This window comes from Klebsiella sp. Q2 (genome assembly GCF_009900705.1).
GTDB lineage: Bacteria > Pseudomonadota > Gammaproteobacteria > Enterobacterales > Enterobacteriaceae > Klebsiella > Klebsiella quasipneumoniae.
Map to the genome: position 1 here is coordinate 64,852 of NZ_JAAABE010000009.1, position 22,821 is coordinate 87,672.

26 protein-coding genes are annotated in these 22,821 nt (G+C 59.4%); 16 read left to right on the plus strand and 10 right to left on the minus strand.

The window, feature by feature from the left end; all coding sequences use genetic code 11:
* Positions 1 to 259: 259 nt before the first annotated feature.
* The 5 genes from GT756_RS24545 (at position 260) to GT756_RS24565 (ending at position 4,498) form a co-directional block, all read left to right on the plus strand.
* On the plus strand, positions 260 to 1,882 hold the full coding sequence (locus tag GT756_RS24545; protein ID WP_053809840.1) for an alpha-glucoside-specific PTS transporter subunit IIBC: 1,623 nt from the start codon (positions 260 to 262) through the stop codon (positions 1,880 to 1,882).
* Entirely contained in the window at positions 1,879 to 3,201 is a 1,323-nt protein-coding gene (locus GT756_RS24550) for a 6-phospho-alpha-glucosidase (protein WP_017899668.1), read from the plus strand. Before GT756_RS24545 ends, GT756_RS24550 begins: the two co-directional genes overlap by 4 nt.
* Positions 3,202 to 3,301: 100 nt before the next feature.
* Entirely contained in the window at positions 3,302 to 3,649 is a 348-nt protein-coding gene (locus GT756_RS24555) for a YidH family protein (RefSeq protein ID WP_004202264.1), read from the plus strand.
* A complete protein-coding gene (locus GT756_RS24560; RefSeq protein WP_004202261.1) occupies positions 3,639 to 4,001 on the plus strand; it encodes a DUF202 domain-containing protein in 363 nt (120 codons plus the stop codon). The genes GT756_RS24555 and GT756_RS24560 overlap by 11 nt, the downstream gene beginning before the upstream one ends.
* Before the next feature lie 74 nt (positions 4,002 to 4,075).
* Positions 4,076 to 4,498, plus strand: a complete 423-nt coding sequence (locus GT756_RS24565) for a hypothetical protein (protein ID WP_025999188.1) — start codon at positions 4,076 to 4,078, stop codon at positions 4,496 to 4,498.
* A gap of 3 nt (positions 4,499 to 4,501) precedes the next feature.
* Here the strand turns inward: GT756_RS24565 and dsdA are convergent, their stop codons facing one another.
* Together dsdA and dsdX are read right to left on the minus strand one after the other, a co-directional pair.
* Complete coding sequence (gene dsdA, locus GT756_RS24570) at positions 4,502 to 5,830, minus strand: D-serine ammonia-lyase (RefSeq protein ID WP_135683552.1); 1,329 nt, start codon at positions 5,828 to 5,830, stop codon at positions 4,502 to 4,504.
* A gap of 17 nt (positions 5,831 to 5,847) precedes the next feature.
* Positions 5,848 to 7,185 carry a D-serine transporter DsdX gene (gene dsdX / locus GT756_RS24575; RefSeq protein ID WP_004202257.1) on the minus strand — a complete coding sequence of 446 codons (1,338 nt, stop codon included), beginning with the start codon at positions 7,183 to 7,185 and terminating at the stop codon, positions 5,848 to 5,850.
* 92 nt (positions 7,186 to 7,277) lie between these two features.
* Between dsdX and GT756_RS26290 the strand changes: the two genes are divergently transcribed.
* Complete coding sequence (locus GT756_RS26290) at positions 7,278 to 7,412, plus strand: hypothetical protein (RefSeq protein ID WP_032425824.1); 135 nt, start codon at positions 7,278 to 7,280, stop codon at positions 7,410 to 7,412.
* Positions 7,412 to 8,335: a DNA-binding transcriptional regulator DsdC gene (gene dsdC, locus GT756_RS24580; protein WP_064187995.1), complete on the plus strand. Its 924-nt coding sequence runs from the start codon at positions 7,412 to 7,414 to the stop codon at positions 8,333 to 8,335. The genes GT756_RS26290 and dsdC overlap by 1 nt, the downstream gene beginning before the upstream one ends.
* A gap of 69 nt (positions 8,336 to 8,404) precedes the next feature.
* Here dsdC and emrD read toward each other — a convergent pair whose 3' ends face one another.
* The 5 genes from emrD to GT756_RS26020 form a co-directional block, all read right to left on the minus strand.
* Positions 8,405 to 9,589 (minus strand): multidrug efflux MFS transporter EmrD, encoded by a 1,185-nt coding sequence (emrD, locus tag GT756_RS24585; RefSeq protein WP_004202254.1) that lies wholly within the window; start codon positions 9,587 to 9,589, stop codon positions 8,405 to 8,407.
* A 175-nt stretch (positions 9,590 to 9,764) separates the two neighbouring features.
* The gene (locus GT756_RS24590; protein ID WP_004202252.1) at positions 9,765 to 10,598 is read right to left on the minus strand and encodes a DMT family transporter; all 834 of its coding nucleotides are present in this window, start codon (positions 10,596 to 10,598) and stop codon (positions 9,765 to 9,767) included.
* A 67-nt stretch (positions 10,599 to 10,665) separates the two neighbouring features.
* Entirely contained in the window at positions 10,666 to 11,112 is a 447-nt protein-coding gene (locus GT756_RS24595; RefSeq protein ID WP_004202251.1) for a GNAT family N-acetyltransferase, read from the minus strand.
* 90 nt (positions 11,113 to 11,202) lie between these two features.
* Positions 11,203 to 11,322 (minus strand): type I toxin-antitoxin system toxin TisB, encoded by a 120-nt coding sequence (tisB, locus tag GT756_RS24600; RefSeq protein ID WP_004145059.1) that lies wholly within the window; start codon positions 11,320 to 11,322, stop codon positions 11,203 to 11,205.
* Positions 11,323 to 11,772: 450 nt separating this feature from the next.
* Positions 11,773 to 11,940 (minus strand): hypothetical protein, encoded by a 168-nt coding sequence (locus tag GT756_RS26020; RefSeq protein ID WP_072096580.1) that lies wholly within the window; start codon positions 11,938 to 11,940, stop codon positions 11,773 to 11,775.
* Between the two features lie 12 nt (positions 11,941 to 11,952).
* On the opposite strand from GT756_RS26020, the gene ivbL reads away from it, so the two are divergent.
* The 8 genes from ivbL (at position 11,953) to GT756_RS24640 (ending at position 19,812) form a co-directional block, all read left to right on the plus strand.
* Positions 11,953 to 12,048 (plus strand): ilvB operon leader peptide IvbL, encoded by a 96-nt coding sequence (gene ivbL / locus GT756_RS24605; protein ID WP_002923286.1) that lies wholly within the window; start codon positions 11,953 to 11,955, stop codon positions 12,046 to 12,048.
* Positions 12,049 to 12,152: 104 nt separating this feature from the next.
* Complete coding sequence (ilvB, locus tag GT756_RS24610) at positions 12,153 to 13,841, plus strand: acetolactate synthase large subunit (protein ID WP_017899674.1); 1,689 nt, start codon at positions 12,153 to 12,155, stop codon at positions 13,839 to 13,841.
* Positions 13,842 to 13,844: 3 nt separating this feature from the next.
* Positions 13,845 to 14,132: an acetolactate synthase small subunit gene (ilvN, locus tag GT756_RS24615; RefSeq protein ID WP_023319383.1), complete on the plus strand. Its 288-nt coding sequence runs from the start codon at positions 13,845 to 13,847 to the stop codon at positions 14,130 to 14,132.
* A gap of 121 nt (positions 14,133 to 14,253) precedes the next feature.
* Positions 14,254 to 14,847 carry a transcriptional regulator UhpA gene (gene uhpA, locus GT756_RS24620; protein WP_032456764.1) on the plus strand — a complete coding sequence of 198 codons (594 nt, stop codon included), beginning with the start codon at positions 14,254 to 14,256 and terminating at the stop codon, positions 14,845 to 14,847.
* A 17-nt stretch (positions 14,848 to 14,864) separates the two neighbouring features.
* Complete coding sequence (gene uhpB / locus GT756_RS24625) at positions 14,865 to 16,346, plus strand: signal transduction histidine-protein kinase/phosphatase UhpB (protein WP_074440958.1); 1,482 nt, start codon at positions 14,865 to 14,867, stop codon at positions 16,344 to 16,346.
* 11 nt (positions 16,347 to 16,357) lie between these two features.
* Positions 16,358 to 17,686: an MFS transporter gene (locus tag GT756_RS24630; protein WP_004202243.1), complete on the plus strand. Its 1,329-nt coding sequence runs from the start codon at positions 16,358 to 16,360 to the stop codon at positions 17,684 to 17,686.
* Positions 17,687 to 17,831: 145 nt separating this feature from the next.
* A complete protein-coding gene (gene uhpT / locus GT756_RS24635; RefSeq protein ID WP_004202242.1) occupies positions 17,832 to 19,223 on the plus strand; it encodes a hexose-6-phosphate:phosphate antiporter in 1,392 nt (463 codons plus the stop codon).
* A gap of 136 nt (positions 19,224 to 19,359) precedes the next feature.
* Positions 19,360 to 19,812, plus strand: a complete 453-nt coding sequence (locus GT756_RS24640; protein ID WP_004181583.1) for a DUF1198 domain-containing protein — start codon at positions 19,360 to 19,362, stop codon at positions 19,810 to 19,812.
* A gap of 128 nt (positions 19,813 to 19,940) precedes the next feature.
* Here the strand turns inward: GT756_RS24640 and GT756_RS24645 are convergent, their stop codons facing one another.
* Positions 19,941 to 20,264, minus strand: a complete 324-nt coding sequence (locus GT756_RS24645) for a DNA-binding transcriptional regulator (RefSeq protein WP_004173862.1) — start codon at positions 20,262 to 20,264, stop codon at positions 19,941 to 19,943.
* The gene (locus GT756_RS24650) at positions 20,248 to 20,607 is read right to left on the minus strand and encodes a type II toxin-antitoxin system RelE/ParE family toxin (protein WP_160125112.1); all 360 of its coding nucleotides are present in this window, start codon (positions 20,605 to 20,607) and stop codon (positions 20,248 to 20,250) included. The genes GT756_RS24645 and GT756_RS24650 overlap by 17 nt, the downstream gene beginning before the upstream one ends.
* Before the next feature lie 211 nt (positions 20,608 to 20,818).
* On the opposite strand from GT756_RS24650, the gene nepI reads away from it, so the two are divergent.
* Positions 20,819 to 22,012 (plus strand): purine ribonucleoside efflux pump NepI, encoded by a 1,194-nt coding sequence (nepI, locus tag GT756_RS24655; protein ID WP_004202240.1) that lies wholly within the window; start codon positions 20,819 to 20,821, stop codon positions 22,010 to 22,012.
* Here nepI and phnX read toward each other — a convergent pair.
* On the minus strand, positions 22,009 to 22,818 hold the full coding sequence (gene phnX / locus GT756_RS24660; protein ID WP_060656547.1) for a phosphonoacetaldehyde hydrolase: 810 nt from the start codon (positions 22,816 to 22,818) through the stop codon (positions 22,009 to 22,011). The genes nepI and phnX overlap by 4 nt on opposite strands.
* Between the last annotated feature and the right edge of the window lie 3 nt (positions 22,819 to 22,821).

The window sequence follows — 22,821 nt, forward strand, 5'->3', positions numbered from 1 at the left end:
TTCACCTGTTAGCAAAAAATAGGTTTTAAGACAGATAGTTATTATCCATTCATTAGATCGATTACATCCTTTAGCTTATCGATGTCTAACTTTTGTTATGAAAGTAGACAACGTTGGCCAAATTAAAACCATGAAAGCGATCACGAATCGCAACGGCGCGGCATGTTGTCGGACGGGCAAATTCCTATTCTCGAGTGAGGCCGGTAACCAAGAAAAAGAAGGCCATTCACCCTACGAGTTGTTATATGAGGATTTCCCAATGCTCAGTCAAATACAACGCTTTGGCGGCGCCATGTTTACCCCGGTTTTATTGTTTCCTTTCGCCGGGATCGTGGTCGGTATCGCCATTATGTTGCGCAACCCGATGTTCGTCGGCGAAGCGCTGACCGCACCCGACAGCCTGTTTGCACAAATCGTTCACATCATCGAAGAGGGCGGTTGGACCGTCTTTCGTAATATGCCGCTGATTTTCGCCGTCGGCCTGCCGATTGGCCTGGCGAAGCAGGCCCAGGGCCGGGCCTGTCTGGCGGTACTGGTGAGCTTTCTCACCTGGAACTACTTTATCAATGCCATGGGGATGACCTGGGGCCACTTCTTCGGCGTCGACTTTTCCGTTGAACCCACGGCCGGCAGCGGCCTGACGATGATTGCGGGGATTAAAACCCTCGACACCAGCATTATCGGGGCGATCGTCATCTCCGGCCTGGTGACGGCCCTGCATAATCGCTATTTCGATAAACCCCTGCCGGTGTTCCTCGGCATCTTCCAGGGCTCATCGTTTGTGGTCATTGTCGCCTTCCTCGCGATGATCCCCTGCGCCTGGCTGACGCTGCTCGGCTGGCCAAAAGTCCAGCTGGGTATTGAATCGCTACAGGCCTTCCTGCGCTCTGCCGGCGCGCTTGGGGTGTGGGTTTACATCTTCCTTGAGCGCATTCTGATCCCCACCGGCCTGCACCACTTCGTCTATGGCCCGTTCATCTTTGGCCCGGCGGTGGTGGAGGGGGGACTACAGGTCTACTGGGCAGAGCATCTGCAGGCGTTCAGTCAGAGTACGGAACCGCTGAAGACGCTGTTCCCGGAGGGCGGCTTTGCCCTGCACGGTAACTCGAAAGTGTTTGGTTCGGTGGGCATTGCGCTGGCGCTCTACTTCACCGCCGCGCCGGAAAATCGCGTCAAGGTTGCCGGCCTGCTGATCCCCGCCACGTTGACCGCGATGCTGGTCGGGATCACCGAGCCGCTGGAGTTCACCTTCCTGTTCATCTCGCCGCTGCTGTTCGCCGTCCACGCGGTGCTGGCGGCGTCCATGGCGACGGTAATGTACATCTGCGGGGTGGTGGGCAATTTCGGCGGCGGCCTGCTCGATCAATTCTTGCCGCAAAACTGGATCCCAATGTTCCATCACCACGCTTCGATGATGTTCATTCAGATAGGCATCGGCCTCTGTTTCACCGCCCTCTACTTCGTGGTCTTCCGCACCCTGATCCTGCGTCTGAACCTGAAGACGCCTGGCCGGGAAGAGAGCGAAATCAAGCTCTACAGCAAGGCCGATTACCAGGCGGCACGAGGTAAAACCACGGCCGCCGCCGCGCCAGAGACCCGGCTGGGTCAGGCCGCTGGCTTCCTGCAGGCCCTCGGCGGCGCCGGCAACATTGAAAGCATCAACAACTGCGCCACCCGACTGCGCATCGCGCTGGTCGATATGACGAAAACGCAAAGTGACGACGTCTTTAAAGCGCTGGGCGCCCACGGGGTAGTTCGCCGCGGCAACGGGATTCAGGTCATCGTCGGCCTGCACGTTCCCCAGGTGCGCGACCAGCTGGAAAACCTGATGAAAGATTCTCTTTCGACCGAACATACCACCATGACGGAGGCAGTATCATGAAAAAATTCTCAGTTGTTATCGCAGGCGGCGGCAGCACCTTCACTCCGGGCATTGTCCTGATGCTGCTGGCAAACCAGGATCGTTTTCCGCTGCGGTCGCTGAAATTTTACGACAACGACGGTGCGCGCCAGGAGACCATCGCCGAGGCGTGCAAAGTGATCCTCAAAGAGCAGGCGCCGGAGATTGAATTCAGCTATACCACCGATCCGCAGGCGGCGTTTACCGATGTTGATTTCGTCATGGCGCATATCCGCGTCGGGAAATATCCGATGCGTGAACAGGATGAGAAAATCCCGCTGCGCCACGGCGTGCTGGGCCAGGAGACCTGCGGACCGGGCGGGATCGCCTACGGTATGCGCTCTATCGGCGGCGTGCTGGAGCTGGTGGATTATATGGAAAAATATTCGCCGAATGCCTGGATGCTCAACTACTCCAACCCGGCGGCGATTGTGGCGGAAGCCACCCGCCGTCTGCGGCCAAACGCCAAAATCCTCAACATCTGCGATATGCCAATCGGTATCGAAGGGCGGATGGCGCAGATTGTTGGCCTCAAAGACCGTAAACAGATGCGCGTGCGCTACTACGGCCTCAACCACTTCGGCTGGTGGACCTCGATTGAGGACCTCGACGGCAATGATTTGATGCCGAAACTGCGCGAATATGTGGCGAAATACGGCTATGTGCCGCCTTCTAACGACCCGCACACCGAGGCCAGCTGGAACGACACTTTTGCCAAAGCGAAAGATGTGCAGGCGCTGGATCCGCAGACCATGCCGAATACCTATCTGAAATATTACCTGTTCCCGGACTACGTGGTGGCCCACTCCAACCCGGAACGCACCCGCGCCAATGAGGTGATGGATCATCGCGAGAAAAACGTCTTCAGCGCCTGCCGGGCGATTATTGCCGCCGGGAAATCCTCCGCTGGCGATTTGGAAATTGACGAACACGCGTCGTATATCGTCGATCTGGCGACGGCCATCGCCTTTAACACCCAGGAAAGGATGCTGCTGATTGTGCCGAACAACGGCGCGATCCATAACTTTGACGCTGACGCGATGGTGGAAATTCCTTGCCTGGTGGGTCACAACGGGCCGGAGCCGCTGACGGTCGGCGACATCCCGCACTTCCAGAAAGGGATGATGAGCCAGCAGGTGGCGGTGGAAAAACTGGTGGTCGATGCCTGGGAACAGCGCTCTTACCACAAGCTGTGGCAGGCGATTACCCTGTCGAAAACCGTGCCGAGTGCCTCGGTGGCAAAAGCGATCCTCGACGACCTGATTGCCGCCAACAAAGATTACTGGCCGGAGCTGCATTAATCCCCGCCGTTGACCGGCGCCCTGCGGGGCGCCGGTTCTTCTCCCCGGTTCCTGATTTACGCTATGCTGAAGCCTGCTGCGCGATGAACAAGGAACCGTCATGAAAATCTCCCGCCTCGGCGAAGCGCCGGATTACCGCTTTTCGCTGGCTAACGAACGTACCTTTCTGGCATGGATCCGCACGGCGCTCGGTTTTCTCGCCGCTGGCGTCGGTCTTGACCAGCTGGCGCCAGACTTTGCCACGCCGCTGATCCGTGAAATTCTCGCCCTGCTGCTGTGCCTGTTTGCCGGCGGCATGGCCATCTATGGCTATCTGCGCTGGCTGAATAACGAGAAGGCGATGCGCCTGAAGCAGGATCTCCCCTATACCCGGACGCTGCTGGTGATTAGCATCCTGCTGCTGGCGGTGGTGGTCGCGGTGATGCTGCTGGTGCTGTATGGCGGATAAACGCCGGGCGCGGCGGGAAAGCGACCCGGGACTACAGCCAGAGCGTACCTCGCTGGCCTGGTTTCGCACCCTGTTGGGCTATGGCGCGCTGATGGCGCTGGCGATTAAGCACAGCTGGCACCGCGCCGGACTGCCTTTCTGGCTATCGATCGGCGTGCTGACGATAGTGGCGGTGATACTCTGGGGCTATACCCGCCGTCGTCATCTGATGGACATCGACGACAGCGATTTTTTACAGCCGCGGGCGGTTCGTGACAAATTTTTGATCGCACTCGCAGTACTTTCTTTGGCATTCCTGTTTGCTGTTACTCACCTTCAACAGATCGTTTTATTCATTAGGGATATGTCATGACAGGATGTCCGGCGAATTTGCCTCTTACTCATGCCCCCGGCCAGCACCATGACACTCCCTTTCAGGCTGTCGTTGTGGAGGCGCATCATTGCCATCAACCGCAGGCGTTCTATGCGCAGCTGCGTCAACAGGGACTCACGGCTATCCATTTTATTCCGCAGCTGGCGGCCGGCGACGCCGCGCTGTGGGGTGAGTTTCTCTGCGCAGTCTTTCACCGCTGGGTGCGGGAAGATATTGGCCGTATCAATATTTTGCTGTTTAGCGAGACGCTGAGCGCCTGGTGCGGCGAGTTGATAACGCAGGCGGGAGCGCCGGCGGCCAACAGCGCCTGCTACGGCTGTCCGTGGCTGCGCCTGTGCCGCTGCGGCGAACAGGAAGACCCGCTGTGTGCGGGTTACCGACAGTTTTACGATCTCAGCGGGCCCTATATGCGGGTGATGCGGGACCTGCGCCGACAGCAGCGGCCGCCAGAGGCGTTGATGCCGCTGCTGCGCTGAAGATTAGCGCCCCTTCGCCAGATACTGCGCCATCTCCTCTTCCGGCACCATTCCGCCGCCGGTGGCCCACACCAGGTGGGTCGCCTGCTGCAGCTGTTGCTCACTCAGCCCCTGCAGCTGATGGTACGCTTTGCTGGCGCAGACGCGCTGCGGCCCGGCCATTCCGGCCAGCGCGGAGGGTTCAAGGCGGATATTTTCCGCTGTCGCCAGCCAGCCCAGCATGTCATACATCGTCTGGTCATCAAGGGTATAGAACCCGTCGAGCAGGCGCTCCATTGCCCGGCCAACGAAGCCGGACGCCCGGCCGACCGCCAGACCGTCGGCGGCGGTCAGATTATCAATGCCTAAATCCTGCACCGCTATCTGGTCATGAAGCCCGGTATAGACGCCGAGCAGCATGCAGGGGGAGTGGGTCGGTTCGGCGAACAGGCAGTGAACGTGGTCGCCAAAGGCCAGCTTGAGGCCAAACGCCACGCCGCCAGGGCCGCCGCCGACGCCGCACGGTAGGTAGACGAACAGCGGATGGTCGGTATCGACCACCCGTCCGGCTTTGGCGAACTGCGCCTTCAGGCGCTCGCCGGCCACGGCATAGCCGAGGAACAGCGTGCGCGAATTTTCATCGTCGATGAAAAAGCAGTTCGGGTCGGATTCCGCCGCCTTGCGCCCCTGTTCGACCGCCACGCCGTAGTCCTCTTCATACTCCACCACCGTCACGCCGTGGCTGCGCAGTTTGGCCTTTTTCCACGCCCGGGCGTCTGCGGACATATGCACGGTAACCTTAAAGCCGATGCGGGCGCTCATGATGCCGATCGACATCCCGAGGTTGCCGGTGGAGCCGACGGCGATGCTGTACTGGCTGAAGAACTGTTTAAACTCCGGCGTCAGCAATTTGCGATAATCGTCTGCGGTAGTCAGCAGACCGGCTTCCAGCGCCAGCTTTTCCGCATGGGTCAGCACTTCATAAATGCCGCCGCGCGCTTTGATCGAGCCGGAGATCGGCAGATGGCTGTCTTTTTTCAGCAGCAGTTCGCCGCCAATCGGCTGGCCGAATTTTTGCTCAAGGCGGTGCTTCATTGCCGGAATGGCGACTACTTCCGATTCGATAATCCCACCGCTGGCGGCCGTTTCCGGGAAGGCTTCCGCCAGATAGGGCGCGAAGCGCTGAAGGCGGGCATGGGCGCCCTGCACGTCGTCGGCGGTCAGGCCGACGTAAGGCAACCCCTCCGCCAGAGAGGTGGTGGCGGGGTTAAACCAGGTGGTTTCTTTCAGGGCGATCAGATCCTGCACAAGCGGGAAGGTCGCGGTTAAGGTGGTCAGGTCAGCGTGTTTCATCATACGTCTCTTTGCGCTCAGATAATGAAAGAAAGCAGGAAGGTGGCGGCCAGTGCAAGTAGCGACGCGATAAAAGTCGCCGTCGTGTAGTACTTGAACGTTTCACTGAGGCTGGCGCCGCAGTACTGTTTTACCAGCCAGAACAGGGAATCGGTGACGATCGTGCAGCCAATGGCGCCGGAACCGATGGCAATAGCGATGATCTCCGGGCTGACGCCGGGATAGAGCGGCAGCATCGGCGCGACGATGGCGGTGGCACCCATCATCGCCACGGTGGCGGAGCCGACGGCGGCGTGCAGGATAAGCGCCACCAGCCAGGCCAGCAAAATCGGATGCATGTCGAGGTTCGACAGAATCACCGCCAGGCTATCGGCCAGGCCGCTGGATTTTAAAATCGCGTTGAATGCGCCGCCTGCGCCGATAATCAGCAGGATGTTGGCGATAGACCCAAAGCCGTTTTCCGTATGGGTCAGCAGGACGCCCATCCCCATCTGCCGACGAATGCCGAGCATGTAATAGGCGACAAAGACGGCGATAAACATCGCGGTGATGGGGTTGCCGATAAATTCCAGCACCGTATACAGCGTGCCGCCTTTCTCCATGTTCAGTTCGGCGACGGTTTTCACCAGCATCAGGCCAATCGGCAGCAGTACGGTAAACAGCGTGGCGCCGAGTGATGGCAGCGTCGACGCCTCGCGGACCTCAAGGTTGGCAAATTCGGCCGGAACCGGTTTGTACGGCAGGCGGTTGCCTAACGCTCTGAGAAACAGCGGACCGCCAACCAGCGAGGCGATCAGACCGACCAGCAGGCCATAAACAATCACTGTGCCGATATCGGCGCCCAGTTTGTTCGCGACAAACAGGGCCGCCGGATGCGGGGGGACCACGCAGTGCACCGCCATCAGCGCGGTACACAGCGGAATAGCCAGCTTCAGTAGCGAGGTATTGGTTTTTTTGGCGATGGAGAAGGCCAGGGGGATCAGCAGGACCACGCCGACTTCGACAAACAACGTGATGCCGCAGATCAGGCCGACCAGCACCATAATCACGTCCGCCGACAGCCAGCGGCAGCGCTGCAGCGTCAGGCCGATGCGCTCCGCCGCGCCGGAGACCTCCATCATCTTCCCGAGAATGGTGCCGAGACCGATCACCGCCGCAAGGAAGCCCAGCGTACCGCCGATGCCGCTCTCAATAGCGTTGACCATCTCCAGCGGGCCCATCCCCATCATCGCGCCGACGAAAAAGCTCGCCAGCAGCAGCGCCAGAAATGGATGAAACTTCAGTTTGACGATCGTTAAGACGATTAACACGATGCTGATCAGCAGCGTGCTCACAACCCAGACTTGCGAACCCATATTCCACCTCGCCTGTGAATAATCTGGCCTTATTGAAGCGAGAATCGTCATGGGCTGACAAACGATAAAAATGGGCTTTAGGGTGAGGAGAATTGAATCAAATGGGTGATTTAGCTCAAAAACAGACCATTAAATATGCTATGGGTCAAATTAACTCACCCTTTTGCGGCAAAACCGGCGTGATTTTTTTATCATCAACAGCCACTGTATTTGCCAGGAGCGCGTGATGGATGTGCTAAAAACCTTAGGTACCCGGTTGCTGAACGGCTGGCAGCTCTCCAGGCTGTCGACCTTTGAGGTGGCGGCGCGGCACGAGTCGTTTGCCCTGGCCGCCGACGAGCTGGCGCTCACGCCTGGCGCCGTCAGCCACCGGATTAATCAACTTGAAGAGGAGCTGGGGATCCTGCTCTTTGTCCGCTCGCATCGCAAAGTTGAGCTGACGCGTGAAGGTAAGCGGGTCTACTGGGCGCTGAAGTCGTCGCTGGATGGTCTCAATCAGGAGATCCTCGATATCAAAAACCAGGAGCTCTCCGGCAGTCTGACGGTCTACTCGCGGCCCTCTATCGCCCAGTGCTGGCTGGTGCCGGCCCTGGGTGACTTTACCCGCCGTTACCCGGCCATTTCCCTCACCGTGCTGACCGGCAATGAGAACGTTAACCTGCAGCGGACGGGCATCGATCTGGCGATCTATTTTGATGATGCGCCGTCGTCGCAGCTGAGTCACCATTTTCTGATGGATGAGGCGATCGTGCCGGTATGTACGCCGAATTACGCGCAACAGCGGCAGTTAATGTCGAATCCGGGCAATCTGCGCCACTGTACGTTGCTCCACGACCGCCAGGCATGGAGCAACGATTCCGGCACCGACGAGTGGTATAGCTGGGCGCAGCAGTTTGCGGTGGAACTGCCGCCATCGTCGGGTATTGGCTTCGATCGTTCCGATTTAGCGACGATTGCGGCGATGAATAATGTCGGGGTGGCGATGGGGCGTAAGCGGCTGGTGCAGAAGCGGCTGGAGAGTGGGGAGTTGATCGCCCCGTTTGGCGATATGACGCTGAAATGCCACCAGCACTACTATGTAACCACCCTGCCGGGTCGCCAGTGGCCGAAAATCGACGCCTTTATCGAGTGGCTGCACAGCCTGACATAAGACAAAAGCAGCCACCGGGAGGTAGCCCGGATAAGGCGTCAGCCGCTATCCGGGGCACGGCCGCCGCGCTTAGACCGGCTGCTGATGGTGGGTAAAGCGCGAGGCCAGCGGCAGCCAGCACAGCAGAATCAACAGACCCATCAGCATCATCAGCAGACCGAGACTGCCCTGACCGTTTTGCGGCATCATCGCCGACAGCCAGGCCAGTACGCCGGAGCCGATATTCTGCAAGCCGCCAACCAGCGCCCCGGCGGTACCGGCGAGGAACGGGAATGGCTCCATCGCGCCGCTGGTGGCCAGCGGGAACAGCATGCCGGCGCCGAAGAAGAACAGCGCCGCCGGCACCAGCAGGGTCCAGACGGTCATGACGCCCAGCAGCCCCGGGATCCACATCATCAGACCCGCCAGCAGGCAGCAGATAACCGATTGCCACATCAGGGTCGGGAAACGCTTGTTGGGGCGGCCGGCAAACCAGGCGCCGAAGAAGGCCGCCGGGATCGGCAGAATAAACAGAATACTCACCGCCATGCTGCTCAGGCCGAGCACCGCGCCCATCAGTACGCCGGAACAGGCTTCGAATACCGCAATCCCCGCCAGGCCGCCGATCAGCATCAGCAGATAGCAGTTAAACGCGCCAGTGCCGAACAGCGTTTTGTAGCTGGCCAGAAGTTTGGTGCGCGGCGCGCCCTCCGGGCGCGTTTCCGGCATCCATTTCGCCATGCTGAAGGTCACCCCGGCGCACAGAACCAGCAGGAAAGCGTAACAGGCGCGCCAGCTCCACAGGGTGTCGAGGATGCCGCCGAGCAACGGGGCAATCAGCGGGCTGACCAGAATACCCATATTTAACAGGCTATTGGCATGACGCAGCTGGGCGCCTTCGTACAGATCGCGGGGCAGGGTGCGCGCCATCACGCCGCCGACGCCGGTGCCCATCCCTTGCATGGCGCTGGCGGCGATCAGCACCGGCAGGCTATGGGTGGTCATGGCGACCAGCGTCGCCAGCATAAAAATCGACATCCCGACGAGGATCACCGGGCGGCGACCGATGCGGTCGGAGAGCGGGCCGTAAAACAGCTGTGAAATACCGTAGGTCAGCAGGTAGGCCGCCATCACGCTTTGAACCGCCCCTTCGCGAACGTTCAGCGCGACCGCCATGTCGGCGATGGCCGGAATATATATGGTCTGCGCCATCTGGCCAACGGCCACCAGCAGTACCAGCATCAACAACAAATTGAAGTTTTTATGCCGTTTCATGTCGATGAATACTTTGTGAGTAAAGAGAAATGAAGAATATGTGACTGGCACATCCCGTAATCGATGGAGGAATCTACCATATAAAAATGACAGAACAACTGCAAAGTGCCGATTGTTGAGGGAATTCCAGGCAGATTATGTAAACAGGAACGGCAACTAATGTTGCCATTGCAGGCTACGCAAGGCGCAGGAGGATCGCCCCGGCGGCAATCCCGCAGGCGGCGAAGATGCGCAGCGGCATCAGTTGCTCTTTCAGGACGATAAAAGCGATTAGCGCGCCGAACAAAATGGAGGTTTCACGCAGCGCGGCGACCACCGCCAGCGGCGCCTGGGTCATCGCCCACAGCGCCAGGCCGTAGGAGCCCATGGTGCCGATACCGCCGAGGATACCTTTTCGCCAGTGCAGGCGCAGATAGCGGCTGGCTTCAGCGCGGCGGGTCATCATTGCCCAGCTTAGCAGGCAGAAGCCGTTCATAAAAAAGGTCCACAGGGTGTAGCCCAGCGCCGAGCCCGCCAGTCGGACGCCGGTGCCGTCCACCAGCGTATAGCCGGCGATGAAGCAGGCGTTGATCAGCGCCAGCACGATGCCTTTGCGCGAGCTGGCGCGGCCGTTAAAGGCCATCGCCAGAATAGCCAGGCAGATGACGCCGATGCCCAGCCAGGCCAGCGGCGACAAACGATCGCCGAGAAACAGCACGCTTATCGCCGCCACCAGCAATGGGGCAGTTCCCCGCATCAGCGGATAGGTCTGGCTCATATCCGACACCTGATAGGTCTTCGCCACCAGCACCGTATACACCACCTGTAACGCGCACGACGCCAGCAGATAGGGGGCGCTGGCAAGCGTTGGCTGCGGGGAAAAGGGCAGCATCACCAGCGCGATCAGCGCGGCCGAGCCGCTGACGCCGATCGCCGCGTACATTTTATCGCCGCTGGCTTTGACAATAGCGTTCCAGCTGGCGTGCAGCAGGGCGGCGAACAGCAAAATGCAGAATACGGTGATGGTCATCGCAGACAGGTTCAACAGTGAAGGTCACCGGACTGTAACACGCGCCCGCGCTGCCAGCCAGCGGGGGCTACAGCGAACAAAACAGGCGATGCGTCACCCGCGGTTCATCGTACACCGGGCGAAAGCCAAGTCTTTCATAAAAGGGCCAGGCCTGCGCCGGGGCGTGGGTGTTCAGAAAATCAAACCAGGCGCTGGAGTGGGTGATAACCGAGACCAGCAGCTGCTGGCCGATCCCCCGGCGGCGGTAGCGCTCGCTGATGTAGAGATGGCGAATACGCCCGGCCCGCGGCTGCGGGCTGAAGGGATCGCTATTGATGCCGCATACCCCAACCAGCTGGTGGTTCACAAAGGCGCCCAGCAGCGTTTCGCCCGGCGCGGTAAAGCGGTTTTTGCCGCTCTGCCAGTTTTCCGCCAGGCGGCGCAGCATATTGAAATGCTGTTCAAGGCTTTCGGTGCGCAGCGCCGCGAACCCCGGGGCATCCGGCGTCGTGGCGGCAATTAACAGGGGTGGCATAGCTTCCTCCATCAAGTCATCCCGGGACGCCCGGCGGGCGCCTGCAGGGGGGCGGTTTCCCGCCCCCCTCAGGTGCGACTTGAACCTGAATCAGCGGAACTGTTTCAGGACTGCATCAAGTAGTTGCAACACAGCAACCATGAGTTTCAGGATTAAAATAATAATATCCATTCCGCCCATACGCGCGTCTCCTGTGGTTAAGGAGCACAATAAGCTGACGTACCTTTCCGCTGCCTGTTGCCAGCTTATCCCTGCCTGTCGCCGGCGGCGTCGCCCTGGCCAATGGTTGCTCCTTCCGTGGACGGCTTCCCGGCCCGCCGCCAGCAACGACAGGGGTGCGCAGCGCTGAACCACGCGTTGCCGCGCGGACCAGTGACTGCACGTTGTTGACGTAACACAGTGTGCTCTCTCGGGGTTAAGGCACTGACGGCACCACCCGTTTCAGCCAGGACTTCGTTGCGCCGGTCAAACTTGCGGCCCCCGAATGGCACACCATGAACACACCCAGTATAGATAAATACTGTATGGATGAACAGTATTTTTTGGACAAATCCGCCGCTCTCGCCCATACTCTATGACAGAGAAAAAGCGACCTTAAATTGCGCGAACTGCAGCGATCGCGTATACTTTTGGCGTTGACGTAATACAGTGTGCTTGCGGCTACCACCTGTAACCATACTGATAAAAACCTCGCTCCGGCGGGGTTTTTTGTTTTCTGCCCTTTTGCGCCGAACTGTGATCTTTCGCGCAAATTTTCGTGGATGAAAATAAATCCATTGTGAAAACGTAAAACCTGTGTTTGTATAAATTCAGCTTATTTTTCGACACAACAGGTCCCTAATGAACGCAACCCTGATCGCTTCGACCCTACTAAAAACCGCGCCAGCCGCGGTGGTCGTCGTGTCTGTGGTGGTCGTCGTCGGCAATGCGCCGTAGGGTCCGGAACAACACGAATTCCAAACCCCGCCGGCGCAAACCGAGCGGGGTTTTTTGTTGGCGAGCCCCCCGGTAAAGTCGGCCCAGAAGAAAAGGACTGGAGCATGGCAAGTTCGGGCACCACATCAAACACAATGCGCTTTACCGGCGCGCAGCTGGTTGTTCATTTACTGGAACGCCAGGGTATCACTATGGTTAGCGGCATTCCGGGCGGCTCCATCCTGCCTATTTACGATGCCTTAAGCCAGAGCACGCAGATCCGCCACATCCTGGCGCGCCACGAGCAGGGCGCGGGCTTTATCGCCCAGGGGATGGCGCGTACCGAAGGCAAACCAGCGGTCTGTATGGCCTGCAGCGGCCCGGGGGCGACGAACCTGGTGACGGCGATCGCCGATGCCCGCCTGGATTCGATTCCACTGGTCTGCATCACCGGCCAGGTGCCGGCATCGATGATTGGCACCGACGCCTTCCAGGAAGTGGACACCTACGGCATCTCTATCCCCATCACCAAACATAACTATCTGGTGCGCGACATCGCTGAGCTGCCGCAGGTGATCAGCGACGCCTTCCGTATTGCTCAGTCCGGGCGTCCCGGGCCGGTGTGGATAGACATTCCTAAGGACGTACAGTCGGCGACCATTGAGCTGGAAACGTTGCCGGAACCGGGCGAGCGCGCCGCTCCGCCGGCATTCGCCCCCGAAAGCGTGCGCGAAGCGGCGGCGATGATCAATGCGGCGAAGCGTCCGGTGCTCTATCTGGGCGGCGGGGTGATTAACGCGCCGCAGGAGATCCGTGAGCTGGCGGAAAAAGCCAATCTGCCGACCACCATGACCCTGATGGCGCTGGGCATGCTGCCGAAGGCGCACCCGCTGTCGCTGGGGATGCTGGGGATGCACGGCGCGCGCAGCACCAACTTCATTCTGCAGGAAGCGGATTTACTGATTGTTTTAGGCGCGCGTTTTGATGACCGGGCGATTGGCAAGACCGAGCAGTTCTGCCCGAACGCGAAGATTATCCACGTCGATATCGACCGCGCCGAGCTGGGCAAAATCAAGCAACCGCACGTGGCGATTCAGGGCGATGTGGCGGAAGTCTTAGCCCAGCTGAACCCGCAGATTGAGGCGCAGCCGCGCGAGGAATGGCGCCAGCTGGTGGCCGACTTGCAGCGCGAATTCCCTTGCGCCATCCCGCAGGAAAGCGACCCGCTTTCCCATTACGGCCTGATTAACGCCGTGGCCGCCTGCGTGGATGATGAAGCGATCATCACTACCGACGTTGGCCAGCACCAGATGTGGACGGCGCAGGCCTACCCGCTCAACCGTCCGCGCCAGTGGCTGACCTCCGGCGGCCTCGGTACCATGGGCTTCGGCCTGCCGGCGGCGATTGGCGCGGCGCTGGCGAATCCGCAGCGCAAGGTTATCTGCTTCTCCGGCGACGGCAGCCTGATGATGAATATTCAGGAGATGGCTACCGCCGCTGAAAATCAGCTGGATGTAAAAATTATTCTGCTGAACAACGAAGCGCTGGGGCTGGTGCATCAGCAGCAGAGCCTGTTTTATCAGCAGGGCGTTTTTGCCGCCACTTATCCAGGGATGATTAACTTTATGCAGATTGCCGCCGGTTTTGGCCTGCAAACCTGTGATTTAAATAACGAAGCCGATCCGCAGGCGGCGCTGCAGGCGATCATCGCTCGTCCGGGACCGGCGCTGATCCACGTGCGCATCGACGCGCAGCAGAAAGTGTATCCGATGGTACCGCCGGGTGCGGCCAATACTGAAATGGTGGGGGAATAAGCCATGCAAAAACACTGTGAAAACGTCATTCTGGAACTCACCGTCCGCAACCACCCCGGCGTCATGACCCACGTCTGCGGGCTTTTTGCCCGCCGTGCCTTTAACGTCGAAGGTATTCTTTGTCTACCGATTCAGGGCAGCGAACACAGCCGCATCTGGCTGCTGGTGAACGACGATCAGCGTCTCGGGCAGATGATTAGCCAGATTGAAAAGCTGGAAGATGTCACCAAAGTGGCGCGTAACCAGTCCGATCCCACCATGTTTAACAAAATTGCGGTGTTCTTTGAGTAAATCGCGCAAGGCTTGAACGGTAAGGTGCTTATGGTTAAGGTAAGCGCCTTTGCCGGATGGCGCTGCGCTTATCCGGCCTACGGACACAGCGCTTTGTCGCCTCAGGCACCAGGACCCTATCATGACCACCATCGCCCTTATTGACGATCATTTGATTGTCCGCTCCGGCTTTGCTCAGCTGCTGGGGCTGGAAACTGATTTTCAGGTTGTCGCCGAATTCGGCAGCGGCCGCGAGGCGCTGGCGGGGTTGCCGGGGCGCGGCGTTCAGGTCTGTATCTGCGATATCTCAATGCCGGATATTTCCGGGCTGGCGCTGCTCAGCCAGCTGCCGAAGGGGATGGCGACCATCATGCTGTCGGTGCACGACAGCCCGGCGCTGGTCGAGCAGGCGCTTAACGCCGGCGCGCGGGGCTTTCTGTCGAAACGCTGCAGCCCGGACGAACTTATCGCCGCGGTGCGCACGGTGGCGGCGGGCGGCTGCTATCTCACACCGGATATCGCCATGAAGCTGGCCGCCGGGCGCCAGGATCCGCTCACCAAACGCGAACGCCAGGTGGCGGAAAAGCTGGCGGAGGGCATGGCGGTGAAAGAGATCGCCGCTGAGCTCGGACTGTCGCCGAAAACCGTCCACGTTCACCGCGCTAACCTGCTGGAAAAGCTGGGCGTCAACAATGACGTCGAGCTGGCGCGCCGTATGTTTGACAGCTGGCAATGAAGACCATACTCCCGCGCCTGCTGTCGGTGATCGGCTGCGCCTTTATTTTCGCCGCCGCCTGGTTTTGTCTGTGGAGCATCAGCCTGCATCTGGTGGAGCGCGCCGATCTGGCGGTGCTGCTGTTCCCCTTCGGCCTGCGTTTGGGGCTGATGCTGCAGTGCCCGCGCGGCTACTGGCCGGTGCTGCTGGGAACCGAGTGGCTGCTGATCTTCTGGCTGGCGCAGGAAGTGGCGCTGGCGCACCCGATAATATTGATGACCGGAAGCCTGCTGACCCTCCTGCCGGTGGCGCTGATCTCGCGATATCGCCAGCAGCGCGACTGGCTGACGCTTCTGCGTCAGGGCGGGGCGTTAATGGCCGCCGCGCTTCTGCAATCGCTGCCCTGGCTGGCGGAGGGGAACGAGGGTCTTAACGCCCTGCTGTTGACGCTCACCGGCGGCCTGACTCTGGCGCCGACCTGTCTGGTGTTCTGGCACTACCTCACCAGCACCGTCTGGCGGCCCCTGGGGCCGTCGCTGGTGGCGCAGCCGGTAAACTGGCGCGGGCGGCATCTGATCTGGTATCTGTTGTTATTCACTATTAGCCTGTGGCTGCAGCTTGGGCTGCCCGCTGAGCTCTCCCGCTTTACCCCGTTTTGCCTTGCGCTGCCGATTATCGCCCTCGCCTGGCACTACGGCTGGCAGGGCGCACTGATCGCCACATTGATGAACGCTATCGCCCTGATTGCCAGCCAGACCTGGCACGATCACCCCGTCGATCTCCTGCTTTCGCTGCTGGCGCAGAGCCTCACCGGGCTGCTGCTGGGGGCGGGGATCCAGCGATTGCGCGAGCTTAACCAGTCGCTACAGAACGAGCTGGCGCGTAATCGTCGTCTGGCGGATCGCCTGCTGGAGACCGAAGAGAGCGTGCGCCGCGACGTCGCGCGCGAGCTCCATGATGATATTGGCCAAACCATCACCGCAATACGCACCCAGGCGGGGATCGTCCAGCGGCTGGCGCCGGACAACGCCAGCGTTCGCCAGAGCGGCCAGCTGATTGAACACCTCTCGCTGGGGGTTTACGACTCGGTGCGTCGCCTGCTGGGCCGCCTGCGTCCGCGCCAGCTTGATGACCTGCCGCTGGAGCAGGCGGTACGTTCTCTGATGCGCGAGATGGAGCTGGAGGACCGCGGCATTGTCAGCCATCTCGACTGGCGGATTAACGAGGCGGGGCTGAGCGAAAACCAGCGCGTGACCCTGTTCCGCGTCTGCCAGGAGGGACTGAACAATATCGTCAAGCACGCCAGCGCCAGCGCCGTGACCCTGCAGGGCTGGCAGCAGGAGGAGCGTCTGATGCTGGTGCTGGAGGATGACGGCTGCGGCCTGCCGCCGGGATCCAGCGCGCAGGGATTCGGTCTGACCGGCATGCGCGAGCGCGTGACCGCCCTGGGGGGCACGCTGACGATCTCCTGCACCCACGGTACCCGGGTGTGCGTCAATCTACCGCTGCGTTACGCCTGAGAGGATCGCTGATGTTCGCCTTTTTAAAAGCCCCGCCTGACGCTGCGCCGATTAGCGATAAACGCGAGCTTGATGCGCGTTATCGCTACTGGCGCCGCCATATCCTGTTGACCATCTGGCTGGGCTACGCGCTGTTCTATTTCACCCGCAAAAGCTTTAACGCCGCGGTGCCTGACATTCTCGCCAGCAACGTGCTGACCCGCAGCGATATCGGTCTGCTGGCCACGCTGTTTTACATCACCTACGGACTGTCGAAATTTTTCTCCGGTATCGTCAGCGACCGCTCCGATGCCCGTTATTTTATGGGGTTGGGGCTTATCGCCACCGGGGTGGTGAATATTCTGTTCGGTTTTTCTTCCTCACTGTGGGCCTTCGCCCTGCTGTGGGCACTGAACGCCTTCTTTCAGGGTTGGGGCTCGCCGGTCTGCGCCCGGCTGCTGACGGCCTGGTATTCACGCACCGAACGCGGCGGCTGGTGGGCGCTGTGGAATACGGCGCATAACGTGGGCGGCGCGCTGATCCCGATGGTGGTGGGAGCGGCGGCGCTACATTACGGCTGGCGCACGGGGATGACCATCGCCGGCGGCCTGGCGATCCTCGCCGGATTATATCTGTGCTGGCGGCTGCGCGATCGTCCGCAGGCGGTGGGGCTACCCGCCGTGGGCGACTGGCGTCACGATGCGCTGGAGATTGCCCAGCAGCAGGAGGGCGCCGGGCTGACGCGCAAAGAGATCCTCACCCGATACGTGCTGGCAAACCCCTATATCTGGCTGCTGTCGCTGTGCTATGTGCTGGTGTACGTGGTGCGGGCGGCGATTAACGACTGGGGCAATCTGTATATGTCGGAGACGCTTGGCGTCGATCTGGTGACCGCTAACTCGGCGGTGACCATGTTCGAGCTGGGCGGATTTATCGGCGCGCTGGTGGCGGGGTGGGGCTCGGATAAGCTGTTTAACGGCAATCGCGGACCGATGAACCTGATCTTCGCCGCCGGCATTTTGCTGTCGGTTGGCGGCCTGTGGCTGATGCCGTTCGCCAGCTACGTGATGCAGGCGGCCTGCTTCTTCACCACCGGTTTCTTTGTCTTCGGCCCGCAGATGCTGATCGGCATGGCGGCGGCGGAGTGTTCGCATAAAGAGGCCGCCGGGGCGGCTACCGGGTTTGTCGGCCTGTTCGCATATCTTGGCGCATCGCTTTCCGGCTGGCCGCTGGCGCAGGTAATGGATATCTGGCACTGGACCGGATTCTTCGTGGCGATCGCGATTGCCGCCGGCATTTCCGCGCTGCTGCTGCTGCCGTTCTTAAACGCGCAGGCGCCGCGCGCCGCCAGTGAAGCGTGATGCATCTCACTCTTTCGCCGCGAATGGGGCAAAACTAAGAAATTTTCCCGGTTTCACCTGGACGCCGTCTCAGGCCAGACGGCGCGCTGATTTTTACAATGCCTGGCTATGACGCAGGCATAAAAAATCAGCTCAGGAGATACCCATGCTGGCCTTTCTGAATCAGGTTCGTAAGCCGACCCTGGATCTGCCGCTCGACGTGCGGCGCAAAATGTGGTTCAAACCTTTCATGCAGTCCTATCTGGTGGTCTTCATTGGCTACCTGACCATGTACCTGATCCGCAAGAACTTTAATATTGCGCAGAACGACATGATCTCCACCTACGGGTTGAGCATGACCCAGCTGGGGATGATTGGCCTGGGCTTCTCCATTACCTACGGCGTAGGGAAAACCCTGGTTTCCTACTATGCCGATGGCAAAAACACCAAGCAGTTCCTGCCGTTTATGCTGATCCTCTCCGCCATCTGCATGCTGGGCTTTAGCGCCAGTATGGGTGCGGGTTCCACCAGCCTGTTCCTGATGATCGCCTTCTATGCGCTAAGCGGCTTCTTCCAGAGCACCGGCGGCTCGTGCAGCTATTCCACCATCACCAAATGGACGCCACGACGTAAACGCGGCACCTTCCTCGGCTTCTGGAATATCTCTCACAACCTCGGCGGTGCCGGCGCGGCGGGCGTGGCGCTGTTTGGCGCCAACTATCTGTTCGACGGCCACGTGATCGGCATGTTTATCTTCCCGTCGATTATTGCGCTGATCGTCGGCTTTATTGGCCTGCGCTACGGTAGCGACTCGCCGGAATCCTACGGCCTCGGCACGGCGGAGGAGCTGTTTGGCGAAGCGATCAGCGAAGAGGATAAAGAGACCGAAGAAAACGCGATGACCAAGTGGCAGATCTTTGTTGAGTACGTGCTGAAAAACAAAGTGATCTGGCTGCTGTGCTTCTCCAACATCTTCCTCTACGTGGTGCGTATCGGTATCGATCAATGGTCCACCGTGTATGCCTTCCAGGAGCTGAAACTGTCGAAAGAGGTGGCGATTCAGGGCTTTACCCTGTTTGAAGTCGGCGCCCTGGTTGGCACGCTGCTGTGGGGCTGGCTGTCGGACCTGGCCAACGGCCGCCGCGCGCTGGTGGCCTGCATCGCGCTGGCGCTGATTATCGCCACTCTTGGCGTTTATCAACATGCCAGCAATCAGTACGTCTATCTGGCTTCGCTGTTTGCGCTGGGCTTCCTGGTGTTTGGCCCGCAGCTGCTGATTGGCGTCGCCGCCGTTGGCTTCGTACCGAAAAAAGCGATCGGCGCCGCCGATGGGATCAAGGGCACTTTCGCCTATCTGATCGGCGATAGCTTCGCCAAGCTGGGCCTCGGGATGATCGCCGACGGCACCCCGGTCTTTGGCCTCACCGGCTGGGCCGGCACCTTTGCGGCGCTGGACGCCGCCGCCATCGGCTGTATCTGCCTGATGGCCATCGTGGCTATCTTCGAAGAGCGTAAAATTCGCCGCGAGAAAAAGAACCGTATTTTGCAGACTGCCTGATTCACCAGGTATTTGGTAACCTTGCCCGGCCATTGCGCCGGGCTTTTTTATTTCTTGCGTAATATGCCAGGTCCGACAGTCGACAGCAGGCAAATTCCCATTATGATAGTCAGGCTGCGATTGGATGAGAGGATGCATGATCTGGATAGGACTGGCCACCCTGGTAGTGGTATTTGTTGTGGGATTTCGGGTGCTTACCTCTGATTCACGCCGCGCGATCCGCCGCCTGAGCGAACGCCTGGGCATCACGCCCGTCCCGCTGGAATCGATGATCGATCAGCTGGGTAAAACCGCCGGCAATGAGTATTTGCGTTACCTTGAACGGCCGAATGAAGCGCATCTGCAGAACGCTGCCCAGGTGCTGCTGATCTGGCAGGTTGCAATTGTCGACGCTAGCGAAAAAAACCTGCATTACTGGTATCGCCTGATGCAAAAAGCGCGTTTAGCGGCGCCGATCACCGAGGCGCAGATCCGCCTGGCGCAAGGGTTTCTGCGCGAGCTGGATCCGGATATGAGCGATTTGCATAACCTTCAGCAGCGCTATAACGACCTGTTTCTCCCGGAAGACGGCGTGCACTGGCTGCACTGATCTCATTGTTATTCGGCCTGGGGTTCATCGCTTTTTGTGCCGGATGGCGGCTGCGCCTTATCCGGCCTACGGTTTCCGCACTCGTCACTTGTAGGCCGGATAAGCGTAAGCGCCATCCGGCAGGATAACTACAGTAGGATTTTCAGGCCGTGTTTTTGTACGACGCTAAGCAATTTTAATGACATTCCGCTTGGTCGCTTAGCGCCAGTCTCCCATTTTTGCACGGTAGACACGCTGGTATTCAGATAACGAGCGAACACGGGTTGGCTAACATTGAGTTGTTCACGTAGCGCTTTAATTTCAATGGGTTGAAGTGCGGCTACGCTACCGAGACATGATTCATCAAAATGGCGCATTGTTTCCTGTGGGATTGCGCCAACGCTGAATAGCCCCGACGCAGCGCTATGGATCGCTTCGAAAGCCGGGCTTTTGTATTTATTTTTTGCTGTCATCGCAAATCTCCACCAGTTCTTTACTTTTAACTAAGACCGTCGTTTTCTCTTCAGAGAGATTGGCATAGTGTTTTGCTAACTCACGAAAACCCATTAACTCGCGATGGTTGATATTGGCCATATCCTGTTTGGCATATAGAAAGGTATAAAACCAATACCCTGCGCTTTTGGTAAGGATGATTGCGCGATCGCGATTCTTGTTGAGTCGCTTTTTATAAACCCCTCCTCCTAAATCAACCACCTTGCCCTGAAGCGCAGATTGAATTGCCTGATAGAGCTCGTCGTCGGAAATGCCATGAGAGCTAGCCTCGCTGGCGAACCATTTGGTTTTGAAGATACGCATTGCTGACATCCTGTCGTTAAAAGTATAGCACATAGTGCTATATTAAATTCTCCTGAGATTTGTTAAAGCGATAGCAAGCATCGTTTTTTTAAACATGCGAGCAGCTACGCATCCTCTTATGAAAAGCGAGAATAGTTGCGAAAACGTTAAATGCGTCACAAACAAAATGTTACACTGCGCAGCTTTCCGCCACTTTCTTCGCAGGTCACTCATGAGTTATTCAAATGAAGCCAAACCCCATGCACGCGAACTCGCGCGACCAAACTGGTCGGCGGTCTTCGCGGTTGCTTTCTGCGTCGCCTGCCTGATTACCGTCGAATTTCTACCGGTCAGCCTGCTGACGCCGATGGCGCTGGATTTAGGTATCTCCGAAGGGATGGCCGGGCAGTCGGTGACGACGACGGCATTCGTCGCGATGTTTTCCAGCCTGTTTATCACTTCCGTCATTGGCAAAACCGATCGCCGCTACGTGGTGATCCTCTTTTCGCTGCTGCTGACCCTTTCCTGCCTGTTGGTGTCCTTTGCCGATAGCTTCACCCTGCTGCTGCTGGGACGCGCCTGTCTGGGGCTGGCGCTCGGCGGTTTCTGGGCGATGTCAGCCTCGCTGACCATGCGGCTGGTGCCGATGCGCGTGGTGCCGAAAGCGTTGTCGATTATCTTCGGCGCGGTATCCATCGCGCTGGTGATCGCCGCCCCGTTGGGCAGTTTCCTTGGCGGGCTTATCGGCTGGCGCAACGTGTTTAACGGCGCGGCGGTGATGGGTGTACTGTGTACGCTCTGGGTGCTGAAAGCGCTGCCGTCGCTACCTGGTGAATCGGCGGCTCAGCAGCAAAATATGTTTGGCCTGCTGAAGCGGCCGGGGGTGATGGCCGGCATGTGCGCCATTTTCATGGCCTTTGCCGGACAGTTCGCCTTTTTTACCTATATTCGCCCGGTCTACATGACCCTCGCCGGCTTTGATGTCGATGGCCTGACGCTGGTGCTGCTGAGCTTTGGTATCGCCAGCTTCATCGGCACGTCGCTCTCCTCGGTGCTGCTCAAACGCTCGGTGAAAGCGGCGCTGGCGATTGCGCCGCTGGTGTTGACCGCCTGCGCGGCGGCGCTGGTGCTGTGGGGAGAAAGCAAAATCGTCGCCTCGACGGTGGCAATTATCTGGGGCTTCGCGTTCGCCTTGATCCCGGTGGGGTGGTCAACGTGGATCACCCGTTCACTCTCCGATCAGGCGGAAAAAGCCGGGTCGATTCAGGTGGCGGTGATCCAGCTGGCCAACACCTGCGGCGCCGCGGTCGGCGGCATTGCGCTTGACCATTTAGGGCTGCTGTCGCCGCTGGTGTTGTCAGGGGTATTAATGCTGTTTACCGGCCTGTTGGTGGCGGCAAAAGTGAAGGTGAATTCACCCGCTTAAGGCCGTTCGCCTTTTGCCAGCCGGGCGTTAATGTCGGCAATCACTTCCGGCAGGTCCGCCAGGGTATCAACCACATAATGCGCCCCGGCGGCATACAGCTTGCCTGCCGCCCGCTCGCGACGGGTGGCGATTTCCTCTTTCGACATCGCCTGGTACGCCTCCCAGGTAGCGCCGAATTCGTTACCGGACACCGCCAGGCCGACGCTCCACATCCCGGCATGTAACCCTTCGCTGATGCCCGGCGCGGCGTCGTCGACCTTCACGCAGTGGGCCACATCGTCTATGCCCAGGGTAATCACGTTCTGCAGCGCCATCCAGGGGCCCGGACGCCCGCCGGCGGGAAGGTCATCGGTGGCGACCCAATGGTCCGGGGCATAGCCCTGGGCGGCGGCGGCTGGAACCAGCTTTTCCATCACCGGGCGCGGATAGCCAGAGCAGGAGCCGATCTTCAGTCCGTCGGCGCGCAGCGCGGCGAGGGTGTCGACCACGCCGGCGATCGGAGCGGAAAAATCGACAACCTTAGCGATTTGCAGCGGCATAAACGCGGCGTAGATCGCATCAATATCAGCAGCCGTCATTGGCCGACCAAATTTCGCCTGCCAGCGGCTATCGACCGACGGCAGTTTGCCCAGCGCCTCAATGTGCTGCCATTTGCCAAGCCCCATCGGCACGCGGGCCTCTTCAAGGGTGAGCTCAATATCGAAGGCCTGGCGGAAGGCCTCGACGAAAATTTGCGTCGGCGCGAAGGAGCCGAAGTCCACGGTGGTGCCGGCCCAGTCGAGGATGAGTGCGGTGATACGGTTCATGGC